16 protein-coding genes and 3 rRNA genes are annotated in these 24,346 nt (G+C 70.5%); 9 read left to right on the top strand and 10 right to left on the bottom strand.

Annotated features, from left to right (window positions below; genetic code table 11):
- Window positions 1-69: 69 nt before the first annotated feature.
- The gene (locus tag FHX75_RS17675) at window positions 70-1,230 is read left to right on the top strand and encodes a glycosyltransferase family 4 protein (RefSeq protein WP_154941255.1); all 1,161 of its coding nucleotides are present in this window, start codon (window positions 70-72) and stop codon (window positions 1,228-1,230) included.
- A 73-nt stretch (window positions 1,231-1,303) separates the two neighbouring features.
- Here the strand turns inward: FHX75_RS17675 and FHX75_RS30840 are convergent, their stop codons facing one another.
- Window positions 1,304-1,468, bottom strand: a complete 165-nt coding sequence (locus tag FHX75_RS30840; protein WP_157745799.1) for a hypothetical protein — start codon at window positions 1,466-1,468, stop codon at window positions 1,304-1,306.
- On the bottom strand, window positions 1,465-3,183 hold the full coding sequence (locus FHX75_RS17670) for an MmpA family trehalose lipid delivery protein (RefSeq protein ID WP_154941254.1): 1,719 nt from the start codon (window positions 3,181-3,183) through the stop codon (window positions 1,465-1,467). Before FHX75_RS17670 ends, FHX75_RS30840 begins: the two co-directional genes overlap by 4 nt.
- A gap of 151 nt (window positions 3,184-3,334) precedes the next feature.
- On the opposite strand from FHX75_RS17670, the gene FHX75_RS17665 reads away from it, so the two are divergent.
- Window positions 3,335-5,680 carry a hypothetical protein gene (locus tag FHX75_RS17665; RefSeq protein ID WP_154941253.1) on the top strand — a complete coding sequence of 782 codons (2,346 nt, stop codon included), beginning with the start codon at window positions 3,335-3,337 and terminating at the stop codon, window positions 5,678-5,680.
- Between the two features lie 15 nt (window positions 5,681-5,695).
- On the opposite strand, the gene FHX75_RS17660 is transcribed toward FHX75_RS17665, so the two are convergent.
- On the bottom strand, window positions 5,696-6,451 hold the full coding sequence (locus tag FHX75_RS17660) for an FkbM family methyltransferase (RefSeq protein WP_154941252.1): 756 nt from the start codon (window positions 6,449-6,451) through the stop codon (window positions 5,696-5,698).
- A 167-nt stretch (window positions 6,452-6,618) separates the two neighbouring features.
- Between FHX75_RS17660 and FHX75_RS17655 the strand changes: the two genes are divergently transcribed.
- Complete coding sequence (locus tag FHX75_RS17655; protein ID WP_154941251.1) at window positions 6,619-7,833, top strand: polysaccharide biosynthesis protein; 1,215 nt, start codon at window positions 6,619-6,621, stop codon at window positions 7,831-7,833.
- A gap of 101 nt (window positions 7,834-7,934) precedes the next feature.
- Here the strand turns inward: FHX75_RS17655 and nudC are convergent, their stop codons facing one another.
- On the bottom strand, window positions 7,935-8,858 hold the full coding sequence (nudC, locus tag FHX75_RS17650; protein ID WP_154941250.1) for an NAD(+) diphosphatase: 924 nt from the start codon (window positions 8,856-8,858) through the stop codon (window positions 7,935-7,937).
- A gap of 158 nt (window positions 8,859-9,016) precedes the next feature.
- On the opposite strand from nudC, the gene FHX75_RS17645 reads away from it, so the two are divergent.
- A complete protein-coding gene (locus FHX75_RS17645; RefSeq protein ID WP_170285392.1) occupies window positions 9,017-10,813 on the top strand; it encodes a VanW family protein in 1,797 nt (598 codons plus the stop codon).
- 64 nt (window positions 10,814-10,877) lie between these two features.
- Here FHX75_RS17645 and FHX75_RS17640 read toward each other — a convergent pair whose 3' ends face one another.
- From FHX75_RS17640 to FHX75_RS17615, 6 genes are all read right to left on the bottom strand, one after another.
- On the bottom strand, window positions 10,878-11,504 hold the full coding sequence (locus FHX75_RS17640) for an NADPH-dependent F420 reductase (RefSeq protein WP_154941249.1): 627 nt from the start codon (window positions 11,502-11,504) through the stop codon (window positions 10,878-10,880).
- Between the two features lie 278 nt (window positions 11,505-11,782).
- Window positions 11,783-11,899, bottom strand: a 5S ribosomal RNA gene (gene rrf / locus FHX75_RS17635).
- Window positions 11,900-11,992: 93 nt separating this feature from the next.
- Window positions 11,993-15,102, bottom strand: a 23S ribosomal RNA gene (locus tag FHX75_RS17630).
- Window positions 15,103-15,470: 368 nt separating this feature from the next.
- Window positions 15,471-16,987, bottom strand: a 16S ribosomal RNA gene (locus FHX75_RS17625).
- The 16S, 23S and 5S rRNA genes sit together here, the layout of an rRNA operon.
- 1,097 nt (window positions 16,988-18,084) lie before the next feature.
- Window positions 18,085-18,336, bottom strand: a complete 252-nt coding sequence (locus FHX75_RS17620; RefSeq protein ID WP_154941248.1) for an SCO4848 family membrane protein — start codon at window positions 18,334-18,336, stop codon at window positions 18,085-18,087.
- A 137-nt stretch (window positions 18,337-18,473) separates the two neighbouring features.
- On the bottom strand, window positions 18,474-18,938 hold the full coding sequence (locus tag FHX75_RS17615; RefSeq protein WP_154941247.1) for a hypothetical protein: 465 nt from the start codon (window positions 18,936-18,938) through the stop codon (window positions 18,474-18,476).
- Window positions 18,939-19,222: 284 nt separating this feature from the next.
- On the opposite strand from FHX75_RS17615, the gene FHX75_RS17610 reads away from it, so the two are divergent.
- The 5 genes from FHX75_RS17610 (at window position 19,223) to FHX75_RS31695 (ending at window position 24,143) form a co-directional block, all read left to right on the top strand.
- On the top strand, window positions 19,223-19,660 hold the full coding sequence (locus tag FHX75_RS17610; protein WP_154941246.1) for a PRC-barrel domain-containing protein: 438 nt from the start codon (window positions 19,223-19,225) through the stop codon (window positions 19,658-19,660).
- Window positions 19,661-19,709: 49 nt separating this feature from the next.
- Window positions 19,710-19,877, top strand: a complete 168-nt coding sequence (locus tag FHX75_RS30835; protein WP_170285391.1) for a hypothetical protein — start codon at window positions 19,710-19,712, stop codon at window positions 19,875-19,877.
- Window positions 19,878-19,972: 95 nt separating this feature from the next.
- Window positions 19,973-21,028 carry a tryptophan--tRNA ligase gene (gene trpS, locus FHX75_RS17605; RefSeq protein WP_154941245.1) on the top strand — a complete coding sequence of 352 codons (1,056 nt, stop codon included), beginning with the start codon at window positions 19,973-19,975 and terminating at the stop codon, window positions 21,026-21,028.
- Between the two features lie 288 nt (window positions 21,029-21,316).
- A complete protein-coding gene (gene argS, locus FHX75_RS17600; protein WP_154941244.1) occupies window positions 21,317-23,035 on the top strand; it encodes an arginine--tRNA ligase in 1,719 nt (572 codons plus the stop codon).
- Window positions 23,036-23,078: 43 nt separating this feature from the next.
- A complete protein-coding gene (locus tag FHX75_RS31695) occupies window positions 23,079-24,143 on the top strand; it encodes a DUF3885 domain-containing protein (protein ID WP_246158161.1) in 1,065 nt (354 codons plus the stop codon).
- The last annotated feature ends 203 nt before the right edge of the window (window positions 24,144-24,346 follow it).

Below are 24,346 nucleotides of genomic sequence, written 5' to 3'. Positions count from 1 at the left end.
CATTGCGTACGCGGCCCGGGCCGCCCTAGGGTGGCGCGATCGTGCCACTTACTGACCGGTAGGAGCAGCGTGGACACCTCCAGCAGCACCACCGCTCGCCACGTGCTGTTCCTGAACTGGCGCGACACCAGCAACCCGGAGGGCGGCGGTTCCGAGGTCTACATCGAGCGGATCGCCGCCGAACTGGTCGCCGCCGGCCACCGGGTGACGCTGCTCTGCGCCGCCCACTCGGAGGGCGGCCCGGAGGAGACGAACCCCGACGGCGTACGCGTGCTGCGCCGCGGCGGCCGCCACACGGTGTACGCCCGCGCGGCCCTGACCTACCTGGCCGGGCGCTTCGGGCTGGGCCCGCTGGGCCGGCGCGGCGGCGGCCTGCCGGACCTGGTGGTGGACGTCTGCAACGGCGTGCCGTTCTTCGCCCCGCTGTACGCCGGCCGCCCGGTGCTCGCCCTGGTGCACCACGTGCACCGGGAGCAGTGGCCGGTGGTCTTCGGCCCGTGGATGTGCCGGCTGGGCTGGTGGATCGAGTCCTGGCTGGCGGTCCGGCTCTACCGGCGCTGCCGCTACGTCACGGTCTCCGAGGCCAGCCGCACCGAGCTGGCCGAGCTGGGGGTGGACGCGGAACGGATCGACGTGGTGCCCAACGGCACCCCGCCGGTGACCGGCCCGCCGCTGCCCCGCACCGCCCACCCGTCGCTGCTGGTGCTGGGCCGCCTGGTGCCGCACAAGCGGGTCGAGATCGCGATGCGCACGGTGGCCGAGCTGGCCGGGGAGCTGCCGGAGCTGGAGCTGGTGGTGGCCGGTCAGGGCTGGTGGGAGCAGCCGCTGCGGGAGGTCGCCGACTCCCTCGGCGTCGCCGACCGGGTCCGGTTCACCGGCTTCATCAGCGAGGAGGAGAAGCACGAGGTGCTCTCCTCCTGCTGGCTGGCGCTCACCCCCTCGCTCAAGGAGGGCTGGGGCCTGACCATCGTCGAGGCCGCCGCCCGGAGCACCCCGACGGTCGCGTTCCGCTACGCCGGCGGCGTCGCCGAGGCGATGGTCGACACCGAGACCGGTCTGCTGGTCGACGACGAGGCCGAGTTCACCGACCAGGTGCGCGAGCTGCTCGCCGACGACGTGCGGCGCAAGGCGATGGGTGAGGCGGCGCTGGCGCACGCGGCCCGCTTCACCTGGGCCGCGACCGGGGCACGCTTCGCACAGCTGGTCGCCCGGCTCACCGCCACCCGCTGACGGCCGGCGCGCGAACTGCCGCAGACACGCGACCGGGGCGCCCGCATCAGCGGACGCCCCGGTCGACGGTGGTTCAGCGCGTGCCGTACAGCGTGCTCTCGGAGCTCTGCTCACTCACCTTCGAGTTGGCGGCCTCCTTGGCGGACGGGCTGAGCGCATTCGCCAGACCGACGCTGCCGAGCAGGCCGAGCACGACCCCGAGTACCCCGACGGCGACGAACGCGGGCAGGTTCCTCATCCACCTTCTCCTTCCGCGGGACTCGCGTGCCGGGACGCTACCACGCGCCGCAGCACCTGCGCAGTGCCCGAAAAACCGATGGCCAACACCACCGTTCCGGCCAGCAGGTGGGCGTAACCGACCGGGCCGGGTCCGTCGCGCCCGGCCGGGGCCGTCCAGGACGGGTTCTCGTAGAGGGTCAACTCGGGGCCGGCGTGGGCCAGCCGCAGCCCGACCAGCGACGCCACGGGCACGGCGGGACCCGACGCCCGCTGCACCAGCACCCAGCGCGCCCCCATGGCGGCCAGCGGACGGCCGGCGGCGAGCAGGTCGCGTACCTGGGCCGCGCGCGGGTCCTCCTTGCCGACCGCGACGTCACCCACCCACAGGGTGTCGTCGATCAGCACCGGCGACGACAGCAGGCGCGGGGCCGGGTCGATCACCACCCGGCCGCCGTTCCAGGCGTACCGCTGGTACTCCTGGAACGGCAGGGAGATCACCTCACCCGGCCGGTCGGCCACCTGCCGGGCGACCACCGCCCAGTCCGCCGGGTAGTGCACCGGCGTCAACCGGCCGAGCGCCCCGAAGGCCAGGTCGGGCAGGAGCGCCACCGGCAGCATGGCCGCGCCGACCAGCAGCACCGTCCCGGTGGTCCGGTCGAACCGGGTGGCCAGCCGGTCGGCGAGCCGTTCCGCGCCGAGCGCCACGGCCACCGCGAGGGCCAGCGCGTACGGGACGAGCAGCTTCTGCCCGTCGCGGACCAGCCCGCCACCGGGCGCCGTGTCGACCAGCCAGCCGAGCAGCGCGACCCCACCGGGCAGCACGCCGAGCGCCGCCACCAGCCACGACCCGGCGGCCAGCACCAGCAGCCGGGCGGGCGCGCCGGCCGGCCAGCGCCGGCGCAGCAGCGACAGGCCGTACCCGGCGAGGAGCAGCAGCAGCCCGGTGGCCAGCGGCACGAACACGGCCTGGCGGGACGCCGGGACGGTCAGCGCGTTCCAGATCCCGCCGGTGCCGGCGAGCGCGACCAGCGACCCGCCCCAGTTCTCGGCGCGGGCGGCGAAGGCGGGCACCCCGGCCGGGTCGGAGCGGCCCCCGGTGGCGCTGCCCAGCCCGGCCACCAGCCACGGCGCGTTGAGCAGCACCGTCACCGCGAGCGCGGTGCCGGCCCGGCGGGCCGCGCCGGGGTAGCGGCCGGGCACCAGCACCGCCACCGCCACCAGGGCGATCAACCCGCCGGTCGGGGTGATCGCGGAGACCGCCGCCGCCAGCAGCAGCCCGGGCAGCGCCCCGGGCCGGCCCGCGCGCACCCCGAGCGCCGCCGCCACCAGCCAGGGCAGCATCGCGTACGCCAGCAGCAGCCCCCACTGCCCGAGCAGCAGCCGCTCAGCCAGGTACGGCGTCCAGGCGTACCCGAGGGCGGCGACCACCCGTACGGCGGTGCGCGTGGTGGGCACCAGCCGGGCGGCGCCGAGCGCGGCGAACCAGAGGATCGCCACCAGCACCAGTCGTTGCAGCAGCCAGCCGGGCATCAGCTGGGTGGCGAGCGCGACCACGGCGTCCTGCGGCACGGCCCGGGGCAGCGCCGAGGCCGGGGCGATCACGTCCCAGCTCAACGCCTGCCGGGGGACGAAGACCATGTCGTAGATGAGGACGTACCCGGGCAGCGCCAGCGGGGCGAGCACCACCGCCGCCACGGCGGCGGCCACGCCGTACGGCACCAGCCGTCCACGCATCCCTCGACCCCCACCTGCCTGCCGGGCGCGACCCGACCGCGCCGTGGTGGCTCGCCACTGTACGCGGCCCCGGCCCGCGCTCCGGCGACGACCGGGAACCACCCGATGACCTGATGGGACGCCAGGTGGCCGGTGTGGCAGTCTTCCCGCCATGGCATCGACCGGCACGACCACCTCCCCCGAAGGGACCGGCCTCATCGGCGGCTGGGCACGCGTCCACCCGGTCCGGGCGGTGGCCGTCGCCATGATCCTGGTCAGCCTGGTCTGGCGGGCGCAGCTCGCCTCCCGCGGCTACCTGGCGGTCGACGACTACGTGCTGATCGCCCGGGCCGCGGAGGCCGACCTGACCCCGGGCTTCCTGCTGACCCTGTACAACAACCACTTCATGCCGGCGGCGCTGCTGGCCACCTGGCTGGTGACCCGGGCGGCCGGCCTCGCCTACTGGCCGTACGTCCTGCTCCTCACCGCCGCCCAGGCGGTGCTCGCGGTGAGCTTCGCCCGGCTGCTGCGCACCCTGGTCCGCCCCGGCTGGGCGCTGCTGGTGCCGCTGGCGGTGTTCCTGTTCAGCCCGCTGACCCTGGAGGCGACCTCCTGGTGGGCGGTCGGGGTGAACATGCTGCCGATGCAGATCGCCATGGTCCTCGCGGTCGGCGCCCAGGTCCGGTACGTGCGCACCGGCCGGCGGCGGCACCTGGTCACCCTCGGCCTGGCCGTGCTCTTCGGGCTGCTCTTCTTCGAGAAGGCGCTGCTGGTGGTGCCGCTGGTCTTCCTGCTGACCGCGTTCCTCTTCGTCGGCGGCCCGCCGGTGCGGGCGGTGCTGACCACCGTCCGCCGGTACTGGCCGTCGTGGCTGCTGCTGACCGCCATGTCGCTGGGCTTCCTGGCGCTCTACGGCTCCCGGGCGGAGTCGTCGCTGCGCCGGCCGGACTCGCTCAACGAGGTGTTCTCCTTCCTCTGGCAGCTGCTGGGCTCCACCGTCGTACCGGGTCTGCTGGGCGGGCCGTGGCGCTGGCTGCCGGCCGGTGACGGCGCCCCGGTGACCGCGCCGCCGGAGCTGGGCCGGTGGATCGCCTGGGCGGCCTTCCTGGTGCTGGTGGTGCTGACCGTCCGGCTGCGCCGGGTCGCCGGCCGGGCCTGGCTGCTGCTGGCGTCGTACCTGACCCTGGTGACCGCCCTGCTGGGCGCCACCCGGCTCGGCTCGATCTACAGCGACGTCGCCGGCGCCGTCCCCCGGTACGTCAGCGACGTGGTGGTGGTGGCCGCGCTCTGCATCGGCGTCGCGCTGCTCGGCCTGCGGCCGGTGCCGGACCGGTTCGCCCCCGCCGAGCCGGCCCCGGCGGACCGGGCCGACGAGACCAGCCCGGCCACGGACGACGCAGATGCCGCGCCGGTGGACGGCGACGGGACCCCGGCGACCACCGGGGAGGCGGCGACCGACGACGAGGACCCGGACCGGTCGGCCGCGCCCGAGCCGGTGGCGGCCGACGCCGAGCGCCCGGCCGGCCCCGAGCCGGCCCCCCGGGTCGCCGTGCCGGCCGCCGCCTACCGTGGCCACGGCGTCCTGCACGCCGAGTACGACGACGACGATCTGCCGCCCCCGGTCCGTCCGCCGGCCGCGCGACCGTTCGACGCGCCACCGCAGCGCGCCGGCGCGGCCGCCGCCACGACCCCGCCGGCCAGCACTCCGCCGGCTGCGCCCAGCGCCGCGCCCGACCCGGCGGACCGGACCGGCGACCCGACCCCCACCGAGCCGCCCGTCGACCGGCCGGAGCGGCCGGCCGGGCTGGCGGCGTTCACCGGCGGCCGGGACCCGGACGACCCGCCGCCCCCGGCCGTGCTGGTACGCCACCGGGAGGCGGTCTCCGCCGGCCTGGCCCTCGCCCTGGTCGCCGGGGGTCTCGGCACCGCCTGGACGACCGCCCGGTTCGGCGACGAGTGGGCGGTCAAGGCCGGGCGCACCTACCTGGACACCGTCCGCGCCGAACTGGCCGCCGCCCCGCCCGGCACGGTCTTCTTCGACCAGCCGGTCCCCGGTGACGTGGTGCCCACGCTCTCCGCGCCGTACAACCGGCAGTCGACGTTCTTCCGCGCCCTGCCGGAGCGGCCCGTCTTCGTCACCGAGGCGGAGGCGCCGTCACTGTTCGACCCCACCGGCCGGATCACTCCGGTCCGCATCGACGGCCCCACCGTCCAGCCGGGGCCGGAGCAGGCCTGCGGGTGGAAGGTCACCGACGGCGAGACGGTGCGGATGCCGCTCACCGGGCCGCGCGACGACTGGTTCTGGGTGGTCCGGATCGGCTACCTCAGCTCCGGCGACAGCACGGCCACGTTCCGGTTCGGCGGCAAGGAGAAGCGGTTCCCGGTGAAGACCGGGCTGAACCAGATCTTCTTCGAGTTCACCGGCGGCGGGGACACGGCCGAACTGAGCGTCGCCGACCCCGACGTCACGCTCTGCACCAACGAGGTCGCCATCGGCACCCCGACGCCGCAGCAGTGACGCCCCCGGCCGGGGTCACTCCGGCCGGAACAGCACCGAGTTGACGTAGCGGGGACGGGGCCAGAGCACCCGGCGGGCGAAGCTCTGGCCCACCCGGGCGATCGCCTCCCGCTGGTGCCGCCCGAGGTCGAAGTCGGCCAGCGGCACCCAGGTACGCTCCGGCAGCACGTACCCCCGGTAACCCCAGCCGGTGAGCAGCTCCAGCAGCGGCTCCACCGGCTGGATCCGCTCCTCCACCTCGATCAGCAGCACCGGCCGGTCGCGGCGGATCGTCTCCGCCCCGCCGCGCAGCGCCGGCAGCTCGTGCCCCTCGATGTCGAGCTTGACGAAGCGCACGTCGGTCAGGCCCAGCGAGTCCAGGGTGATCCGGCGTACCTGCACCGGGCTGCCCTGCTCCGGCTGCTCCAGCGACGAGGTGCCGACGATCGCGCCGCCGTCGGGCAGGTAGAGCGCGGCGCTGCCCTCGTGGTCGGAGACGGCCGCCTCGACCACCTCGACGGTGGGGAAGGCGGTGCGCAGCTGGCGGGCCAGCGGGGGCGTCGGCTCGACCGAGACGACCCGGTCGGCGCGGCGCAGCAGGCGCGCGGTCCACGGGCCGTACCAGGCGCCGACGTCCACGGCGGTGCCGCCGCGCGGCACGAAGTCGGCCAGCCGGGCCAGTTCGGGCTCCACCCGCGGATAGACCAGCCGGATCCCGTCCGCGACCCACCGCTCGGGAAGCTTCGCGGCCAGCCCGGAGGTCGCTGCCGCGGCCACGTTCGTCGACGCCATGGGGCAGCACACTAGACCCTTCCCGGCCGCGAGGGCAGGGGTCGCGGGTGCGGGGCTGACGGCCGGACGGTCGAGCGGTACCGTCTCCCCGGTCGGGCCGGGGAGGTCGCGGCCGCCGTCGGCCGCGAGCCGCGGTCGTCGGAGCAGCGTGGGCCACTCGGGGCGGCATGACACAGACCATCGGCAGGGACGCCGGCGCGGCGCGGCTCGGTGCCGCCGGCGCCGCCGTCACCGTGGCCACCACCCTGAGCAACGCCCTGGCCTACCTGGTGCCGGTGCTCGGCGCCCGCCGGCTCGACCCGGCCGACCTGGGCGCGCTGGCCACCGTGCTGGCGCTGGGCGCGATCGCCGCCGTGCCCGGCTTCGGGCTGCAGATCGCCGTCGCCGTGCACCGCGCCCGACGCGGCCCCACCCCCACCGCCCGGCTGGCGCTGCTCACCGCCGGGGTCACCGCCGGCGTCACGGTCGCGGCGGCGCCGCTGCTCACCGTGCTGCTACGGCTCCCGGTGGCGCTGACCCTGCTGCTCGCGGCCACCACCTTCGCCACCGTGCTGGCCGGCCGCTGGCTCGGCGAGCTCCAAGGCGACCAGCGCTTCCTGCGCCTCTCCGCCGGGATGGTCGTGCTCGCCCTCGGCCGCTACGGCGGCCTGATCGTCGGTCTGGCGCTCGGCGCGGGCCCGGTCACCGCGCTGCTGCTCGCCACCGGCACCGGGCTGCTCGTCCTGCCGCTGCTGGCCCGCCTCGCCCGCACCGCCCGCCCGGGACCGTCCGTCGCAGGGGACGGCCTGCGACCCACCCACGTGATGACCGCGTGCGGGGCCACGCTGGCGATGCTCACCATCTCGTACGCCGATCTGCTGCTCGCCCGGCAGCTGCTGTCGGCGGACGGCTCCGGGGCGTACGCGGTCGGCGCGGTGCTCACCAAGGGCGCGCTCTGGGCGCCGCAGGTGGTGACCCTGCTCGCGCTGCCCCGGCTGGCGCAGGGCGACCGGCGGGCCCGGGCGCTGGGCCTGGCGGTCATCGTCGCCTGCGGCGCGGTCCTGGTGGCGGCCGCCGCGCTCGGCGGCGAGCTGGCGTTCCGGCTGGCCGGCGGCGCCGACTACCTGCACCTGGCCGGCGAGGCCCCGCTCTTCGCCGCCACCGGCGCCCTCTACGCGGTCGTCTTCATGCTGGTCAACGACCGGGTGGCCAGCGGCGCCCGGTTCCCGGCCGCCCCGCTCTGGGTGGCCACCGCCGGCCTGGCCGGCGCGGCGGTGCTGGTCGCGCCGCGCACGGTCGAGGGGATCCTCACCTGCGCGCTGGGCGCCGCCGCGCTGACCGCGGCTGTGCTGACCTGGCTGGCGCTGCGCCCCCGCGACCCGTCCCCCCGGCCCGGCATCTGATCCACTCCACTTCGGCGACGTCGGGTTGTCCGGGCGGCAATAACACCCCCATTTCGGCGACCTGGAGTTGATCTCCGGCGTCGGGAGCGGCCGGGCGGACGTCAGTCGCCGGCGGCGAGCCAGCTGCCGAGCAGGTGGTGATCGATCGAGTCGGGCCGGCCCAGCGGCCGCCCCTCGGTCACCCGGCGGCGCAGCTCGTCCCGGGTGAACCAGCGCGCCTCCAGCAACTCCTCGCCGTCCACCCGGACCTCCTCGGAGGCGGCGGTGGCCCGGAACCCGACCATCAGCCCGGCCGGGAACGGCCAGGCCTGCGAGCCCTGGTACGACAGCGCGGAGAGGGTCACCCCGGCCTCCTCGGCCATCTCCCGGCGGACCGCGTCCTCCAGGCTCTCGCCCACCTCGACGAACCCGGCCAGCGTCGAGTACGCCCCCTCGGGAGCGCCGGCGTGCCGGGCCAGGAGACAGCGATCGGGCGACCCGGGCGCCTCGACCAGCACGATGATCGCCGGTTCGATCCGGGGGAAGAGCAGCCGCCCGCAGCGCGGTCCCGAGCAGGCCCGCACGTGCCCGCCGTCGCGTGCCACGGTGGCCGAGCCGCAGCTGCCGCAGTACCGCTGCTGCCGGTGCCAGTGCAGCAGCCCGCGCGCGTACGCCTGCACCGCCGCCTGGGCCGGGTCGAGCCAGGCGACCAGGGCGCGCACGTCCGCGGTGGCGGTCGCGCCGGCCAGCCGGGCCGCCTCGGGCGCGGTACGCCCGGAGAGGTCCACGGCGAAGACCGGAGCCTCGCCGTCCAGCCCCAGGAAGACACTCTCCTCGGCGGCGGCGAGCACCTCGGGGGCGTCGGCCGGGTGCAGCCGAACCGGCGTCTGGTCGGCGGTGACGAGGCAGTGGTCCCGCCAGAGCGGCAGCAGCACGGCCCCGGGGTCGGTCAGCCGGGCGGAGATCCACTCGCGGTTGCCGCGCAGCGCCGCCGCCCGGTCCAGCCACCCGCCGCCGTACGCCAGCACCCGATCTGCCACCCGCACACCGTGCCACGGCGGCACCCGGGCCGGATGACCGGGTGGGTCCGGCCGACACGCGGTGCGCGAGGTGGCCGGCCGCACGGTGTCCACCGGCTTGCGCGTTGGTTACCGTAGACGTCTTCCGGGGGTCCGCAACCCCCATGTGGTACGTCCCGATCGAGGTGGCTGTGACCCTTTACGGCGACAAACGTGTCTCCGACGACCGGCCCACGGTGCAGGTCACCGCGGTGACCTGGCCGGGCGACGAGCCGGAGCCGACCGGTAGGCCCGGCAGGTCGCGCCGGGGCCGGCTGCTGCTCGCCGGCGGCCTGGCCGCCGTGGTGCTGGCCGGTGTCGGCGGTGCCGGTGCCTACGCGTACGCCGGGGACGTGCCCCGGGGCACGACGGTGCTCGGCGCCGAACTCGGCGGCCGGAGCCGGGACGAGGCGGCCCGGGAGCTGCGCGCCGAGCTGGAGCGCCGGGCAGCCACCCTGAACGCCCCGCTGACCGTGCTGGTGGGGGAGCAGAAGGCGGAGATCAGGCCGGCCGACGTGGGCCTGGCCATCGACGTGGACGCCACGGTGGCGGCGGCCGCCGAGGCCGACGCGCCCCCGGTGAGCCGGCTGCTCGGCTCGCGCACGGTCGACCCGGTGGTCACGGTCGACGCCGAGCGGCTGGACGCGGCGCTGCGCGGGGTCATGGGCGAGCAGGGTCGCGAGATGACCATGCCGGCGATCATCTTCACCGGCACCACCCCGAAGCCGGTGTACCCGAAGCCGGCCCTGTCGGTGGATCGGGAACACTCCGCCCAGGTCGTCACGAAGGGCTGGCTCGCCGGCGGGCAGGTGACCGTGCCGCTGGTGGAGCAGGCCCCGGCGACCACCGCCGAGGAGGTGGACCGGCTGGTCGAGGAGCTGGCCCGGCCGGCGGTCGCCAAGCCGGTCACGCTCACCACCGACAAGGGCACGGTGACCATCCCGCCGGCGGCGATCGCGCGCGGCCTGCGCTTCTCCGCCGACGAGGCCGGCAAGCTGACCCCCCGGGTGGACGTGAAGCGGCTGCGCGCCGCCCTCGGCGACAAGCTGGCGGCGATCGAGTCGCCGGCGAAGGACGCCACGATGACGATCTCCGGCGGCAAGCCGAAGATGGTGCCCGGCCGCGCCGGCCAGCAGCTGGACTCGGCCGCCCTCGGGCGCGACCTGCTCGCCGTCCTGCCCAAGGCGGACGGGCGGACGGTCAGCGGCCAGCTCAAGCCGGCCGAGCCGGAGCTGACCGAAGCGAAGCTCGGCGCGCTGGGCATCAAGGAGCGCGTCTCCACCTTCACCACCCGGTTCCCCGGCGGGCTCTCCTCGCCGCGCAGCCAGAACATCGTCCAGGCCGCCAAGGACGTCGACGGCACGGTGGTGAAGCCGGGTGAGACGTTCTCCCTGAACGGCCACACCGGCGAGCGCGGGTACGACCAGGGCTACAAGGACGCCCCGGTGATCGTCAACGGCAAGCTGGTGCCCGGCGTGGGTGGCGGCGTCTCGCAGTTCACGACGACGCTGTTCAACGCCACCTACTACGCGGGCCTGGAGGACGTCGAGCACAAGCCGCACTCGTTCTACTTCAGCCGCTACCCGGCGGTGATCGAGTCGACCATCTTCTGGCCGGACCTGGACTTCAAGTTCCGCAACAACACCCCGCACGGCGTCCTGATCGACACCTCGTACACGTCGAGCACGATCACCGTGTCGATCTGGAGCACGAAGATCTACGACAGCGTCAAGACCGAGTACGGCCCGCGCCGCAACATCACCAAGCCGAAGACGGTCCACCTGGAGCCCGGTCCCACCTGTATCGCCGCGGTGGGCAGCGATGGGTTCTCCCAGGACGCCTTCCGGGTCATCAAGAAGGACGGCAAGGTGGTCAAGCGGGAGAAGTTCAGCTGGACCTACGACGCCGAGCCCCGCTTCATCTGCGGCCCCGAGCCGTCCTGACCCCAGGCACGACGAAGCCCCGCCGGCTGGTCGCCGGCGGGGCTTCCTTCTGTCGTACGCCCGCTCAGGGCCGCGCCTCGGCCAGTCCCTGCCGCACGCCGTCGGCGTCGCGGTCCGTGCCGTAGACGGGGGTGTCGGGCTGCTGCCGCCAGCTCTCGTCGAGGGTGCCGGCGTCGACCGGGTCGAAGCCGAGCGAGTCGACCAGCTGCATCACGAGCTGCTTCGCGTCGGCGTCGTCGGCGGCCACCGGCAGGCCGATCCGGTCGCCGGCGCCGGCCGGGCGGCCGTTGTCCATCAGGTGCTGGGCCTGGATGTTGTTGAAGGCCTTCACCACCCGGGCGCCCTTGAGGTGCTCGGCGGTCCACCGGCTGGAGCTGAGGCTGCGGTCCAGCAGCTCGGGGATGTCGCCGTCGCGCTGCGGGTAGTAGTTGTCGGCGTCGACGACCACCTTGCCGTCGAACAGCTCCGGGGGGAGTTCGGGGACGGCCAGCAGCGGGATCGCCACGATCACCAGTTCGGCGTCCTGCACGGCCTGCTCCAGCGTGCCCGCGGTGGCCCCGGTCTCCTGCGCCAGGTCGGTGAGGGTCTGCGGCCCCCGCGAGTTGGCGACTGTCACGTCGTGGTCGAGGGTGCGCAGCCGCCGGGTGAGGGTCCCACCGATGTGCCCCGAGCCGATGATTCCGATCTTCATGACCACTCCTGCCTCCGCCGGTCCCGACGGTCAGTTCCGGTCGTACGGTGAAACAGGTACCCCGACCGGTCCGCACCGATTGCGGACGAGGCGTACTCCACGTCACGTTTCCCGCCATCACGGCGGGGGACCACGCGGCGGCGCGGGTCCCGCACCGACGGTACCGAGAAGACGTGGGTCGCCCGGGCGATTCGCCGAACGAGAGGCAGATTGATTTCCGGGGGTGGATATGCCAATCAGGGCCACCCCTTGAAAGGGGTGGCCCTGATCGAATGGTTGTCCGGCGGTGTCCTACTCTCCCACACCCTCCCGAGTGCAGTACCATCGGCGCTGGAGGGCTTAGCTTCCGGGTTCGGAATGTTACCGGGCGTTTCCCCTCCGCCATGACCGCCGTAACTCTATCGACATGTCAAACAACTCGACCAACACAAGAGTGCTGGGGTGTTGTTCGTTTGTCGGGAGTTGCACAGTGGACGCGTAGCAGCTTTGTAGTCAAGTCCTCGGCCTATTAGTACCGGTCAACTGAACCCGTTACCGGGCTTACATTTCCGGCCTATCAACCCAGTCGTCTAGCTGGGGGCCTTACCCATCCAAAGGATGGTGGGATACCTCATCTTGAAGCGAGCTTCCCGCTTAGATGCTTTCAGCGGTTATCCCTTCCGAACGTAGCTAACCAGCCGTGCCCCTGGCGGGACAACTGGCACACCAGAGGTTCGTCCGTCCCGGTCCTCTCGTACTAGGGACAGCCCTTCTCAAGTATCCTACGCGCACGGCGGATAGGGACCGAACTGTCTCACGACGTTCTAAACCCAGCTCGCGTACCGCTTTAATGGGCGAACAGCCCAACCCTTGGGACCTGCTACAGCCCCAGGATGCGACGAGCCGACATCGAGGTGCCAAACCATCCCGTCGATATGGACTCTTGGGGAAGATCAGCCTGTTATCCCCGGGGTACCTTTTATCCGTTGAGCGACACCGCTTCCACTCGCAAGTGCCGGATCACTAGTCCCGACTTTCGTCCCTGCTCGACCTGTCAGTCTCACAGTCAAGCTCCCTTGTGTACTTGCACTCAACACCTGATTGCCAACCAGGCTGAGGGAACCTTTGGGCGCCTCCGTTACCCTTTAGGAGGCAACCGCCCCAGTTAAACTACCCACCAGACACTGTCCCTGAACCGGATAACGGTCCGAAGTTAGATACCCAAATCAACCAGAGTGGTATTTCAAGATTGCCTCCACCCATACTGGCGTATGGACTTCACCGGCTCCCACCTATCCTACACAAGCTAATTCGGATACCAATGTCAAGCTATAGTAAAGGTCCCGGGGTCTTTCCGTCCTGCCGCGCGTAACGAGCATCTTTACTCGTAATGCAATTTCGCCGGGCCTGTGGTTGAGACAGTGGGGAAGTCGTTACGCCATTCGTGCAGGTCGGAACTTACCCGACAAGGAATTTCGCTACCTTAGGATGGTTATAGTTACCACCGCCGTTTACTGGCGCTTAAGTTCTCCGCTTCGCCCCGAAGAGCTAACAGGTCCCCTTAACGTTCCAGCACCGGGCAGGCGTCAGTCCATATACATCGAATTACTTCTTCGCATGGACCTGTGTTTTTAGTAAACAGTCGCTTCCCCCTGCTCTCTGCGGCCATACAACGCTCCACCCGCGTGGGGCTTCACGTCTCCGGCCCCCCTTCTCCCTAAGTTACGGGGGCAATTTGCCGAGTTCCTTAACCACAGTTCGCCCGATCGCCTCGGTATTCTCTACCTGACCACCTGTGTCGGTTTGGGGTACGGGCCGCTAAGAACTCGCTAGAGGCTTTTCTCGGCAGCATAGGATCACTGACTTCACCTGAATCGGCTCGGCATCACGTCTCAGCCTCTGTGCACCACGGATTTGCCTATGGTGCGGCCTACACGCTTACCCCGGCACAACCACCGGCCGGGCTCAGCTACCTTCCTGCGTCACCCCATCGCTTGACTACTACCCGCCAGGTTCCCACGCTCCCCAACATTGACCCGAAGGTCGCCGCCGGTTTGGGTGGTTAGCACAGCGAGGTTCGTCAGGGTCGCTCTTTCGCGGGTACGGGAATATCAACCCGTTGTCCATCGACTACGCCTCTCGGCCTCGCCTTAGGTCCCGACTCACCCAGGGCGGATTAGCCTGGCCCTGGAACCCTTGGTCATCCGGCGGAAGGGTTTCTCACCCTTCTTTCGCTACTCATGCCTGCATTCTCACTCGTGCCGCGTCCACAACTGGGTCACCCCGTTGCTTCACCCGCGGCACGACGCTCCCCTACCCATCCACACACCTGCACAAGGAATCAAGTCCAAGCGAGGTTGAAATGTGAATGCCACAGCTTCGGCGGTGTGCTTGAGCCCCGCTACATTGTCGGCGCGGAACCACTTGACCAGTGAGCTATTACGCACTCTTTAAAGGGTGGCTGCTTCTAAGCCAACCTCCTGGTTGTCTATGCGACCCCACATCCTTTTCCACTTAGCACACGCTTAGGGGCCTTAGCTGGTGATCTGGGCTGTTTCCCTCTCGACTACGAAGCTTATCCCCCGCAGTCTCACTGCCGCGCTCTCACTTACCGGCATTCGGAGTTTGGCTGATTTCGGTAAGCTTGTGGGCCCCCTAGACCATCCAGTGCTCTACCTCCGGCAAGAAACACGCGACGCTGCACCTAAATGCATTTCGGGGAGAACCAGCTATCACGGAGTTTGATTGGCCTTTCACCCCTAACCACAGGTCATCCCCCAACTTTTCAACGTTGGTGGGTTCGGCCCTCCACGCGGTCTTACCCGCGCTTCAGCCTGCCCATGGCTAGATCACTCCGCTTCGGGTCTAGAGCATGCGACTGAATCGCCCTATTCAGACTCGCTTTCGCTACGGCTCCCCCACACGGGTTAACCTCGCCACATGCCACTAACTCGCAGGCTCATTCTTCAAAAGGCACGCCGTCACCCCGCAAGGCTCCGACGGATTGTAGGCGAACGGTTTCAGGTACTATTTCACTCCCCTCCCGGGGTACTTTTCACCATTCCCTCACGGTACTCGTCCGCTATCGGTCACCAGGAAGTATTTAGGCTTACCAGGTGGTCCTGGCAGATTCACGGCAGATTTCAGGGGTCCGCCGCTACTCGGGAACACCCACAGAAGGTCAGCAACTTTCACGTACCGGACTATCACCGTCTACGGTTGGCTTTTCCACACCATTCGGCTAGCCACTGACTTTGTAACTCCTCGAACAAGTGTCAGCTTGTTCAGCGGGGTCCCACAACCCCGACCACGCAACCCCTGACAGGTATCACACGCAGCCGGTTTAGCCTCAATCCGCTTTCGCTCGCCACTACTCACGGAATCACTATTTGTTTTCTCTTCCTACGGGTACTGAGATGTTTCACTTCCCCGCGTTCCCTCCATACACCCTATGTGTTCAGGTGCAGGTGACACCACATGACTGGTGCCGGGTTTCCCCATTCGGACACCCTGGGATCACAGCTTGGTTGACAGCTCCCCCAGGCCTATCGCGGCCTCCCACGTCCTTCATCGGCTCCTGGTGCCAAGGCATCCACCGTTCGCCCTTGACAACTTGACCACAAAGATGCTCGCGTCCACTGTGCAATTCTCAACAAACGACCAACCCACAACCAGATCCACCCCACACCAGCCCGACCAACGCCGGCGGTATGCGAGGCCAGGTCATGCCTGGCAACCGTCCCCCACCAAGGTGGGGTCATGGTTCTGAAAGACAACCGAGGTTGTTCCTTCAGGACCCAACAGGGTGCTCTACATCCGTGCCCAGCCGCACCAGGACCCCGTTCCCTACCACCAAGGTGGTCGTACTAGGAGGAACCCGGCCGTTGCCAGGACCAGACTCGCCAGTGTCTCCGCCATTGAGCACCCCGCCACCACATTCGGATGGCGCGGGCTCCTTGCACCCTTTCGGGTGAAGGTGCTCCTTAGAAAGGAGGTGATCCAGCCGCACCTTCCGGTACGGCTACCTTGTTACGACTTCGTCCCAATCGCCAGCCCCACCTTCGACGGCTCCCTCCCACAAGGGGTTGGGCCACCGGCTTCGGGTGTTGCCGACTTTCGTGACGTGACGGGCGGTGTGTACAAGGCCCGGGAACGTATTCACCGCAGCGTTGCTGATCTGCGATTACTAGCGACTCCGACTTCACGGGGTCGAGTTGCAGACCCCGATCCGAACTGAGACCGGCTTTTTGGGATTCGCTCCACCTCACGGTATCGCAGCCCATTGTACCGGCCATTGTAGCATGCGTGAAGCCCTGGACATAAGGGGCATGATGACTTGACGTCATCCCCACCTTCCTCCGAGTTGACCCCGGCAGTCTTCGATGAGTCCCCGCCATAACGCGCTGGCAACATCGAACGAGGGTTGCGCTCGTTGCGGGACTTAACCCAACATCTCACGACACGAGCTGACGACAGCCATGCACCACCTGTGACCGCCCCCGAAGGACCTCACATCTCTGTGAGTTTTGCGGCCATGTCAAACCCAGGTAAGGTTCTTCGCGTTGCATCGAATTAATCCGCATGCTCCGCCGCTTGTGCGGGCCCCCGTCAATTCCTTTGAGTTTTAGCCTTGCGGCCGTACTCCCCAGGCGGGGCGCTTAATGCGTTAGCTGCGGCACAGGGAACCGGAGAGGCCCCCCACACCTAGCGCCCAACGTTTACAGCGTGGACTACCAGGGTATCTAATCCTGTTCGCTCCCCACGCTTTCGCTCCTCAGCGTCAGTATCGGCCCAGAGACCCGCCTTCGCCACCGGTGTTCCTCCTGATATCTGCGCATTTCACCGCTACACCAGGAATTCCAGTCTCCCCTACCGAACTCTAGCCTGCCCGTATCGACCGCAGGCTTGGGGTTGAGCCCCAAGTTTTCACGGTCGACGTGACAAGCCGCCTACGAGCTCTTTACGCCCAATAAATCCGGACAACGCTCGCGCCCTACGTCTTACCGCGGCTGCTGGCACGTAGTTGGCCGGCGCTTCTTCTGCAGGTACCGTCACTTACGCTTCGTCCCTGCTGAAAGAGGTTTACAACCCGAAGGCCGTCATCCCTCACGCGGCGTCGCTGCATCAGGCTTCCGCCCATTGTGCAATATTCCCCACTGCTGCCTCCCGTAGGAGTCTGGGCCGTGTCTCAGTCCCAGTGTGGCCGGTCGCCCTCTCAGGCCGGCTACCCGTCGTCGCCTTGGTAGGCCATCACCCCACCAACAAGCTGATAGGCCGCGAGCCCATCCCAGGCCGAAAAACTTTCCACCAAGCCTCATGCGAGGCCAGGTCATATTCGGTATTAGCCCCGGTTTCCCGGGGTTATCCCAAAGCCTAGGGCAGGTTGCTCACGTGTTACTCACCCGTTCGCCGCTCGAGTACCCCGAAGGGCCTTTCCGCTCGACTTGCATGTGTTAAGCACGCCGCCAGCGTTCGTCCTGAGCCAGGATCAAACTCTCCAACAAAAACTTGTCGAAAAACTGTCCTGACAACAAAAGTGTTGCCAAAGGAATCCCAACCAACAGCACTCCCGAAGAAGAACTGCCAGTCCGGGGTATAAATCATAATTGGCACTGGCTTATCAAGCACCCTGTTGAGTTCTCAAAGAACAACCACACACCGCCCGGAAACCCCCCGAAGAGGACCCCCGACCCGGGGCATTTTCGCTCTGTCGCGACCGCCGCTCTCGCGCCGGGCACTTTTACTACGTTACCTCACCGTCTTCCCCGTGTCAACCGGTGTGTCCCGGTCTATCACGCTTCGTACGGGTTGGCGCCCGCGACCGCGCGCAGCGGTCACCCGCAGCGCTTGATCATCGGATTTGGCAGGCCGGCCGCTGCGGTGTCCCGCAAGCTCGCCCGGTGCCCTGCCGGTCGACAACCTTACCCGGTCGGTTCCGCCCCACCAAATCCGCCTCGCAGCGTCTTCGGGGCACCGCCCGGTCCCAGGCTCCGAGGAGTACCACCCTCGGTGCCGGGAGCTCGTTGCCGCGCTCCGGCCTCCAGGTCTTTCGCCCTGTTTCGTCCGTTCCGCGCTGGCAGAGAGAAAGTTACGCGTCTGCGGGTTTGATCGTCAAATCCGCGGGTAGCGTCCCCCGTCACACCATCTTCCCCCGACTATCCCCGCAGGTCAGGCACTTCGCGCCAGTCCGCCGGAGGTCGAGGCCCCGCCGCAGGGGTAGCAACGCACGGGGTGGCCGGGGAGATTCCGGGGCGCCGCTGAACGCATGACACTGCGGGTGATCGAGCGACCCGCCGGACGCGACGGCGGTTCCAGCTCGGCATGGTCGGCGCGGCGTGCTCCCCCACCGAGCGGGCCAGGCAGCTGGGTTCACGACCGATGGTCTGCCGCTCCCTACAAGGGAGAACCGATGGTCTGCCGCTCCCTATAGGGGCGGAGAGGAACCCGGTGGCTCCGCGCCACGGCTCGGTGGCTCCGCACCACGGGCTGGAGAAGTGACTGCGCGCTTCGGGGCTGGGGCGAAGGTCCGCCGGAAGGCGACCCCGCCTTCGCCCGGAGCTGACGGGCCAGGGGGCGGTCGTTCAGTGGGGGACCCGGCGGGTCAGGCGGACCGCCGGCGGGCGGCGAGCCAGCCGCGTACGCCGAGCACGCCTACGGTGGTGCCGATCGCCAGCGACGTGGCGATCAGCAGGGCGTGCACCCAGAGGAAGCCGGTCGGTGTGCCGTCGCCGACCGTGCCGGTCGACCAGGCGCGCGGGTCGTTCCAGATGGCGACCGCGAACCGGGGCCAGATCACCCAGCTCCACACCCCGACCGCGACGAGGAAGACGGACCAGCCGCGGGAGAGCACCATGGCTGGCCAGTATGCCAGCGGGCGACGCCCCGCCGACCGGTACCCGCAGCTCAGTGGGCCGCTTACCGGTGCGGCGAGGGCGGCCGCTCGGTTCCCGGGAGCCCGCGACGAGCACGGACCCCGGGGACCGGGAGCGGTCAGAAGCAGGTGCCGATGCCGCCGATCGCCGGGTTCGCCCGGTCGTGGTAGTGCACGGTGCCGTCCGGGTCCGCCATCAGCGCGCCCCAGATGATGCAACCACCGCGGACGTACGCCCGGGTGGGGCCGGCCGCGTACAGGCGGTTGCCGTCGTCGGTCTGGGTGGGCAGGTACTGGGCGGCGAGGTAGACCTGGGTACGGGTCAGCACGCCGACGTACGCCGCCTTCACCGTCACCGTGCAGCCGTACCCGGTCAGCGGGTTGTAGAGCAGGTGCACGGTGCCGAGCCGAGCGCCGGTCGCCTGGTTGCGGATGGGGTCCTTGTCGATCTCGGTGTAGCCGAGACCGCAGAGCGACTGCGCGGTGTACGGGTTGACCGCCGCCTGCGCCGACGCCCCGCCGGCGCCGACGAGACCCACCGCCAGGGCCGTCACGATTCCGATACGCCGAATGGTGCGAAACATCTGCGTCCCCTTTCTCGGTGCTGCCGGATGCAGGACCAGAATCGTCGGCGGCACCCGCCGGACGAATGTGCCAAGTGGACACTGCCCCATCCCGCCGGGTGTGCGTGGAAACGATCACAGCGCCGCTGACCTGGGGTCCGACGTCGGAGGAAATAGACGTTCACCGAATATGACGTACTTCGCACCGCGCGCATTCGCGTGAACGAAGAATTGCCGTACCGTTTCCCGCGCGCGCGGGCGGGGCACTTCGGAGGTGGACGACGACGAATCGGAGGTGTCCGCAGATGCAGCCGTTCAACCCGTGGACCTGGCGCGATCCGGCGGCGCTCGCCGGCGGGTACGACCGGGCGGAACCGGGCGAGGAGCCCCGGCGGCGGACCGAACACGACGGGCCCGATGCTCCCGGCCCGGGGACCCCGGTGGACCTGGTCGGCTACCGGGTGGAGGCCACCGACGGCCGGATCGGCGCGATCGACGAGGCCAGCGATGACGCCGACGCCCGCTACCTGGTGGTGGACACCGGGCCGTGGATCTTCGGCCGCAAGGTGCTGCTGCCGGTGGGCACGATCGCCCGGGTCGACCACCTGGAGCGGGTGGTGCACGTCGACCGCACCCGGGAGCAGGTCAAGGAGTCGCCGGCCTTCGACCCGGACGCGTTCGGCGAGCCGGACTACCGCCGCCGGGTGGGCAGCTACTACGAGGAGAGCTACCGCAAGGGCTGACCTGATCGGCCGGGCCCACGATCCGCGTCGGTGCGGTTACCGTGGATGCATGGTCCGGCCGGTCATCCTCGCGCCGGAGGCCGTCGACGGCCTCCCGCGTGACCTCCTGCCGTCCTTTCCGAGCGGCCCCGGCGACGGCCGGGAGCGGATCCTCGACGTGCTTCGTGCCGGTGGGTTGCGGTTCCGCGCCGGCGCGCGATGGCGGTTCGTGCTCTGACGAGCCGACCCCACCGACCCTCAGGCGACCACGCCCCGGGTCGATCGCGCGCGCGTGCGCGTCCCTTCAATCCTCCGCACGAAAGGCCCATCACCATGTCCGTTGCACGGATGCTCACCGGGGACCGCCCCACCGGGCGGCTGCACCTCGGTCACTACGTCGGCAGCATCGCCAACCGGGTGGCGCTGCACCGGCGGTACGAGAGCTACTTCATCATCGCCGACCTGCACATGCTGACCACCCGCCACCGCCGCGAGGACATCGCCCAGGTGTCCCGCAACGCCCGGGAGATGGTCACCGACGTCCTGGCGTGCGGGGTCGACCCGGCCCGGGCCACGTTCTACCTCCAGTCCGCCATCCCCGAGGTCGGCGACCTGAACACGCTGTTCCAGAACCTGGTGACCGTGCCGCGCCTGGAACGGGTGCCGTCGGTGCGGGAAATGGCCCGGGACGCCGGCCGCGCGGAGATCCCGTACGGCCTGCTCGGCTATCCCGTCCTTCAGGCGGCGGACATCCTCTGCGTGAAGGCGCAGGTGGTGCCGGTCGGCAAGGACAACGCGGCGCACGTCGAGGTGACCCGCGAGATCGCCCGCCGCTTCAACCACCTGTACGGCGAGGTCTTCCCGGTGCCGGAGATGATCGCCTCCGACACGCCCACCCTGGTGGGCACCGACGGCCAGGGAAAGATGAGCAAGAGCAGGGGAAACGCCATCGCGATCGCCGACGACGCGGCGACCGTGCGCCGCAAGGTGATGGCCATGTACACCGACCCGAACCGGGTCCGCGCCGACGTGCCGGGCACCGTCGAGGGCAACCCGGTCTTCGCGTACCACGACGTGTTCAACCCGGACCGCGCGGCGGTGGGGGAGCTCAAGGCGCGTTACCGGGCCGGTCGGGTCGGCGACGTCGAGGTCAAGGAGGCCCTGGCGGCGGCGCTGAACCGGTTCCTCGACCCGATCCGGGAGCGTCGCGCCCGGATCGAGGCCGACGCCGGCCTGGTCGACCAGCTGATCGTGGACGGCACCGAGCGGACCCGTGAGCAGGTCCGCCGGACCGTGGTCGAGGTCCGCCGGGCGATGGGGCTGACCGGGGCGTACCAGCAGGTGCGGCGCCGGGCCGAGCGCGCCCGCAAGGCCGCCGCCACTGCCTGACGGCGACGGTACGGCCACCGGGCCGGCCGGGAACGCGGTGTACGCGTCGCCGGCCGGCCCGCTAGGCTCTCCGACATGACCAGCGCGCCTGCCCACACCACCGGACCGTCCTGTGACGTCCAGGTCGGTGCGGAGCGACGCCGGCGATCCGTCGCCCGCCCGCGCTGACCTTTTCCCTGCGACCGGCGGATCGAGCCGCCGGTCATCGCCGTTCGTCCTCGGTCCGCCCGCATTCTCCCGTGTCCAGATCCGCGTGACCGCGCGGATCCGAGCGAGATCGGCGTACCCATGGATCTTGAAAGGCTGCTCACCGACCGGCTGGCGCCGGCGTTCGCGACCGTGGCCGGCGGCCCGGTCGACCCCCTGGTGCGGCGCTCCCCGCGCGCGGACTTCCAGTCCGACGCGGCGCTGGCGCTGGCCCGGCGGCTCGGACGCCCGCCGCGCGACATCGCCGCGGCGGTGCTGGAGCACGCGGAGCTGGACGACGTCTGCGCGGCCGCAGAGGTCTCCGGGCCGGGCTTCCTCAACCTGACGGTGGCCGACCGGACGCTGGCCACGCTGGTCTCCGGGCTGGCCGGCGACGACCGGCTCGGCGTGCCGGTGGCGCCCGCGCCGGAGACCGTGGTGGTCGACTACTCGGCGCCGAACGTGGCCAAGGAGATGCACGTGGGGCACCTGCGCTCCACGGTCATCGGCGACGCCGCGGTCCGGCTGCTCGACTGGCTCGGGCACCGGGTGGTGCGGGTCAACCACCTGGGGGACTGGGGCACCCCGTTCGGGATGCTGATCGAGCACCTGGTCGACCTCGGGGAGGCCGAGGCGACGCAGGAGCTGTCGATGGGCGACCTCGACTCGTTCTACAAGGCGGCCCGGGTGAAGTTCGACGCCGACGAGGCGTTCCGGGAGCGGTCGCGGCAGCGGGTGGTCGCGTTGCAGGGCGGCGACGAGCGGACGCTGCGGCTGTGGCGGCTGCTGGTGGAGCAGTCCGAGCGGTACTTCCTGACTGTGTACGAGCTGCTCGACGTGACGCTGACCCGGGACGACTTCCGGGGCGAGAGCGCCTACAACGACCGGCTGGGCGGGGTCGTCGACGAGCTGGACCGGCTCGGGCTGCTGCGCGCCAGCGACGGCGCGGACTGTGTCTTCCCGTCCGGGTTCACCGGCCGGGACGGCGAGCCGTTGCCGCTGATCGTGCGCAAGGGCGACGGCGGTTACGGCTACCCGGCCACCGACCTGGCGGCGCTGCGGCACCGGACCGACGACCTCGGCGCGACCCGGCTGCTCTACGTCGTCGGCCTGCCGCAGCGGCAGCACTTCGCGATGGTCTTCGCCGTCGCCGAGGCCGCCGGGTGGCTGCGCCCGCCGACCCGGGCCGTGCACCTCGGCTTCGGCTCGATCCTCGGCTCCGACGGGCGGATGCTGCGCAGCCGGGCCGGCGGCTCGGTGAAGCTGGTCGGGCTGCTGGAGGAGGCGGTCGCCCGGGCCACCGAGCTGGCCCGGACCAAGAACCCCGAGCTGGACGCCGAGGCCGCCGCCGAGATCGGCCGGGCCGTCGGCATCGGCGCGATCAAGTACGCCGACCTGGCCACCGACCGGGCCCGGGACTACGTGCTGGACTGGGAGCGGATGCTCTCCCTGGACGGCAACACCGCGCCCTACCTCCAGTACGCGTACTCGCGGATCCGGTCGGTCTTCCGGCGGGCCGGGACGGACGCGCGGCCGGACGCGGAGATCCTGCTCACCGAACCGGCGGAGCGGGCGCTGGCGTTCGAGCTGCTCGGCTTCGCCGGGGTGGTCGCCGAGATGGAGCGGAGCCTGGAGTTCCACCACCTGGCCGGCTACCTGCACCGGCTGGCCAGCACGTTCAGCGCCTTCTACGAGCGCTGCCCGGTGCTGCGCGCCTCCGGCGAGCTGCGGGAGAGCCGGCTGGTGCTGGCCGACCTCACCGCCCGGACGCTGCGGCAGGGGCTGCACCTGCTCGGCATCCGGACCGTCGAGCGGATGTGACGCGCGGGTGCGTCGTCACGGCCGGGTCTGCCATGATCCGGCCGTGACGCAGCGATGGGCGACGCTGGCGGAGATCGGCGCGGCGCGGGACCGGTTCGAACGTGAGCTGCGCTGGCGCCGGCCGGTGCTGCACGGCATCGGCTTCCCGTCGGTGGACCTGGCGTACCCGCGCTCCCCGGAGGACATCTGCTTCCTGCGGGTCAACGGCGCGGGGAACGTACTGCCCGCCGCCGTCCTGGCCACCGTCGTCGGCTGGCACGGCGGCACGGGCTCGGTCCGGGTGACCCAGGAGCAGCTCGGCCGGGCGATCGAGCTGCTGGCGCCGGCCGAGGCGTGCACCGACGTGCCGCACCCCAACCTGGCGGTCTGGCGCGAGGTGTACGGCTGGTCGTGGGGCGACGACGGCGAGGATCTGGTGGCGGTCTTCGACGCCGACCCGGACGAGCCGACCGACGACCCGTACGTGCGGACGCTGCGCGAGGTGGCGGCGTCCGGACGGCAGGACGTGCCGAAGGGCGAGGTCCGCTTCTGGCCGCAGGACGGCGGTGGGGAGCTGCGGGCCGCCTGGGAGGCGCGCTGGCCCCAGCTCCCGCCGATCTTCCGTTCCCTGCCGGTCGAGCCGGAGCGCTGGGTCCGCTTCCACTCGCTGCCCGGCTCGAAGCGGTACGCCGACACCGACGAGGAGTACGCGACCATCCTGCACCGGCACGACACGGTGCTGGCCGAGCTGGGCGCCACCGACCTGGTGGTGATCACCGTGGAGGTGCTGGGCACCCCGACACCCGGCCGCCGGCAGCCGGTCCTGGCCGAACTGCTGCCCGAGGCGGAGTGCTGGTCGGTCTTCTCCTGGCCGGATCTGGAGCCCGAGCTCTGCTTCGGCCACGCGTACGCCAGCCGGGTGGACCGGCGGTCGGTACGCCTCGCTGGCCTGCTGCGCCGGGTCGCCGACGACGAGGTCGACCACGTGATCATCGCGCCGCCGGACCTGAGCTGGCTCTACGCGCCGTACGACGGCGGGGCGGACGTGCTGCTGCCCACCCGGGAGGGCCGGGACGAGCTGCGGGAGCGGCACCCCGACTGGCTCTCGGCCCACCCGTCGGGGTGGTGACCCGGGCGGACACCCTAACCGGCGAAAAAGCCGGGAAATGAATTCTTTAAATGGGCTGAAACAATCGCAACAAATTGCACCGGTCGCACTGTCCTCTCGGGACTTACGGCCCATGGATCGGTTGTCGAACCGGTGCTAGAAATGTCGCGACAAGGAATGGGCGAACGAGCCTGCCGACAACAATCGGCGGCCCGGTCCGGGCG

The organism is Micromonospora palomenae (assembly GCF_007829925.1).
GTDB lineage: Bacteria > Actinomycetota > Actinomycetes > Mycobacteriales > Micromonosporaceae > Micromonospora > Micromonospora purpureochromogenes.
Note: the sequence above shows the minus strand (reverse complement) of the source record. Positions and strands in the feature narration are given on the sequence as shown.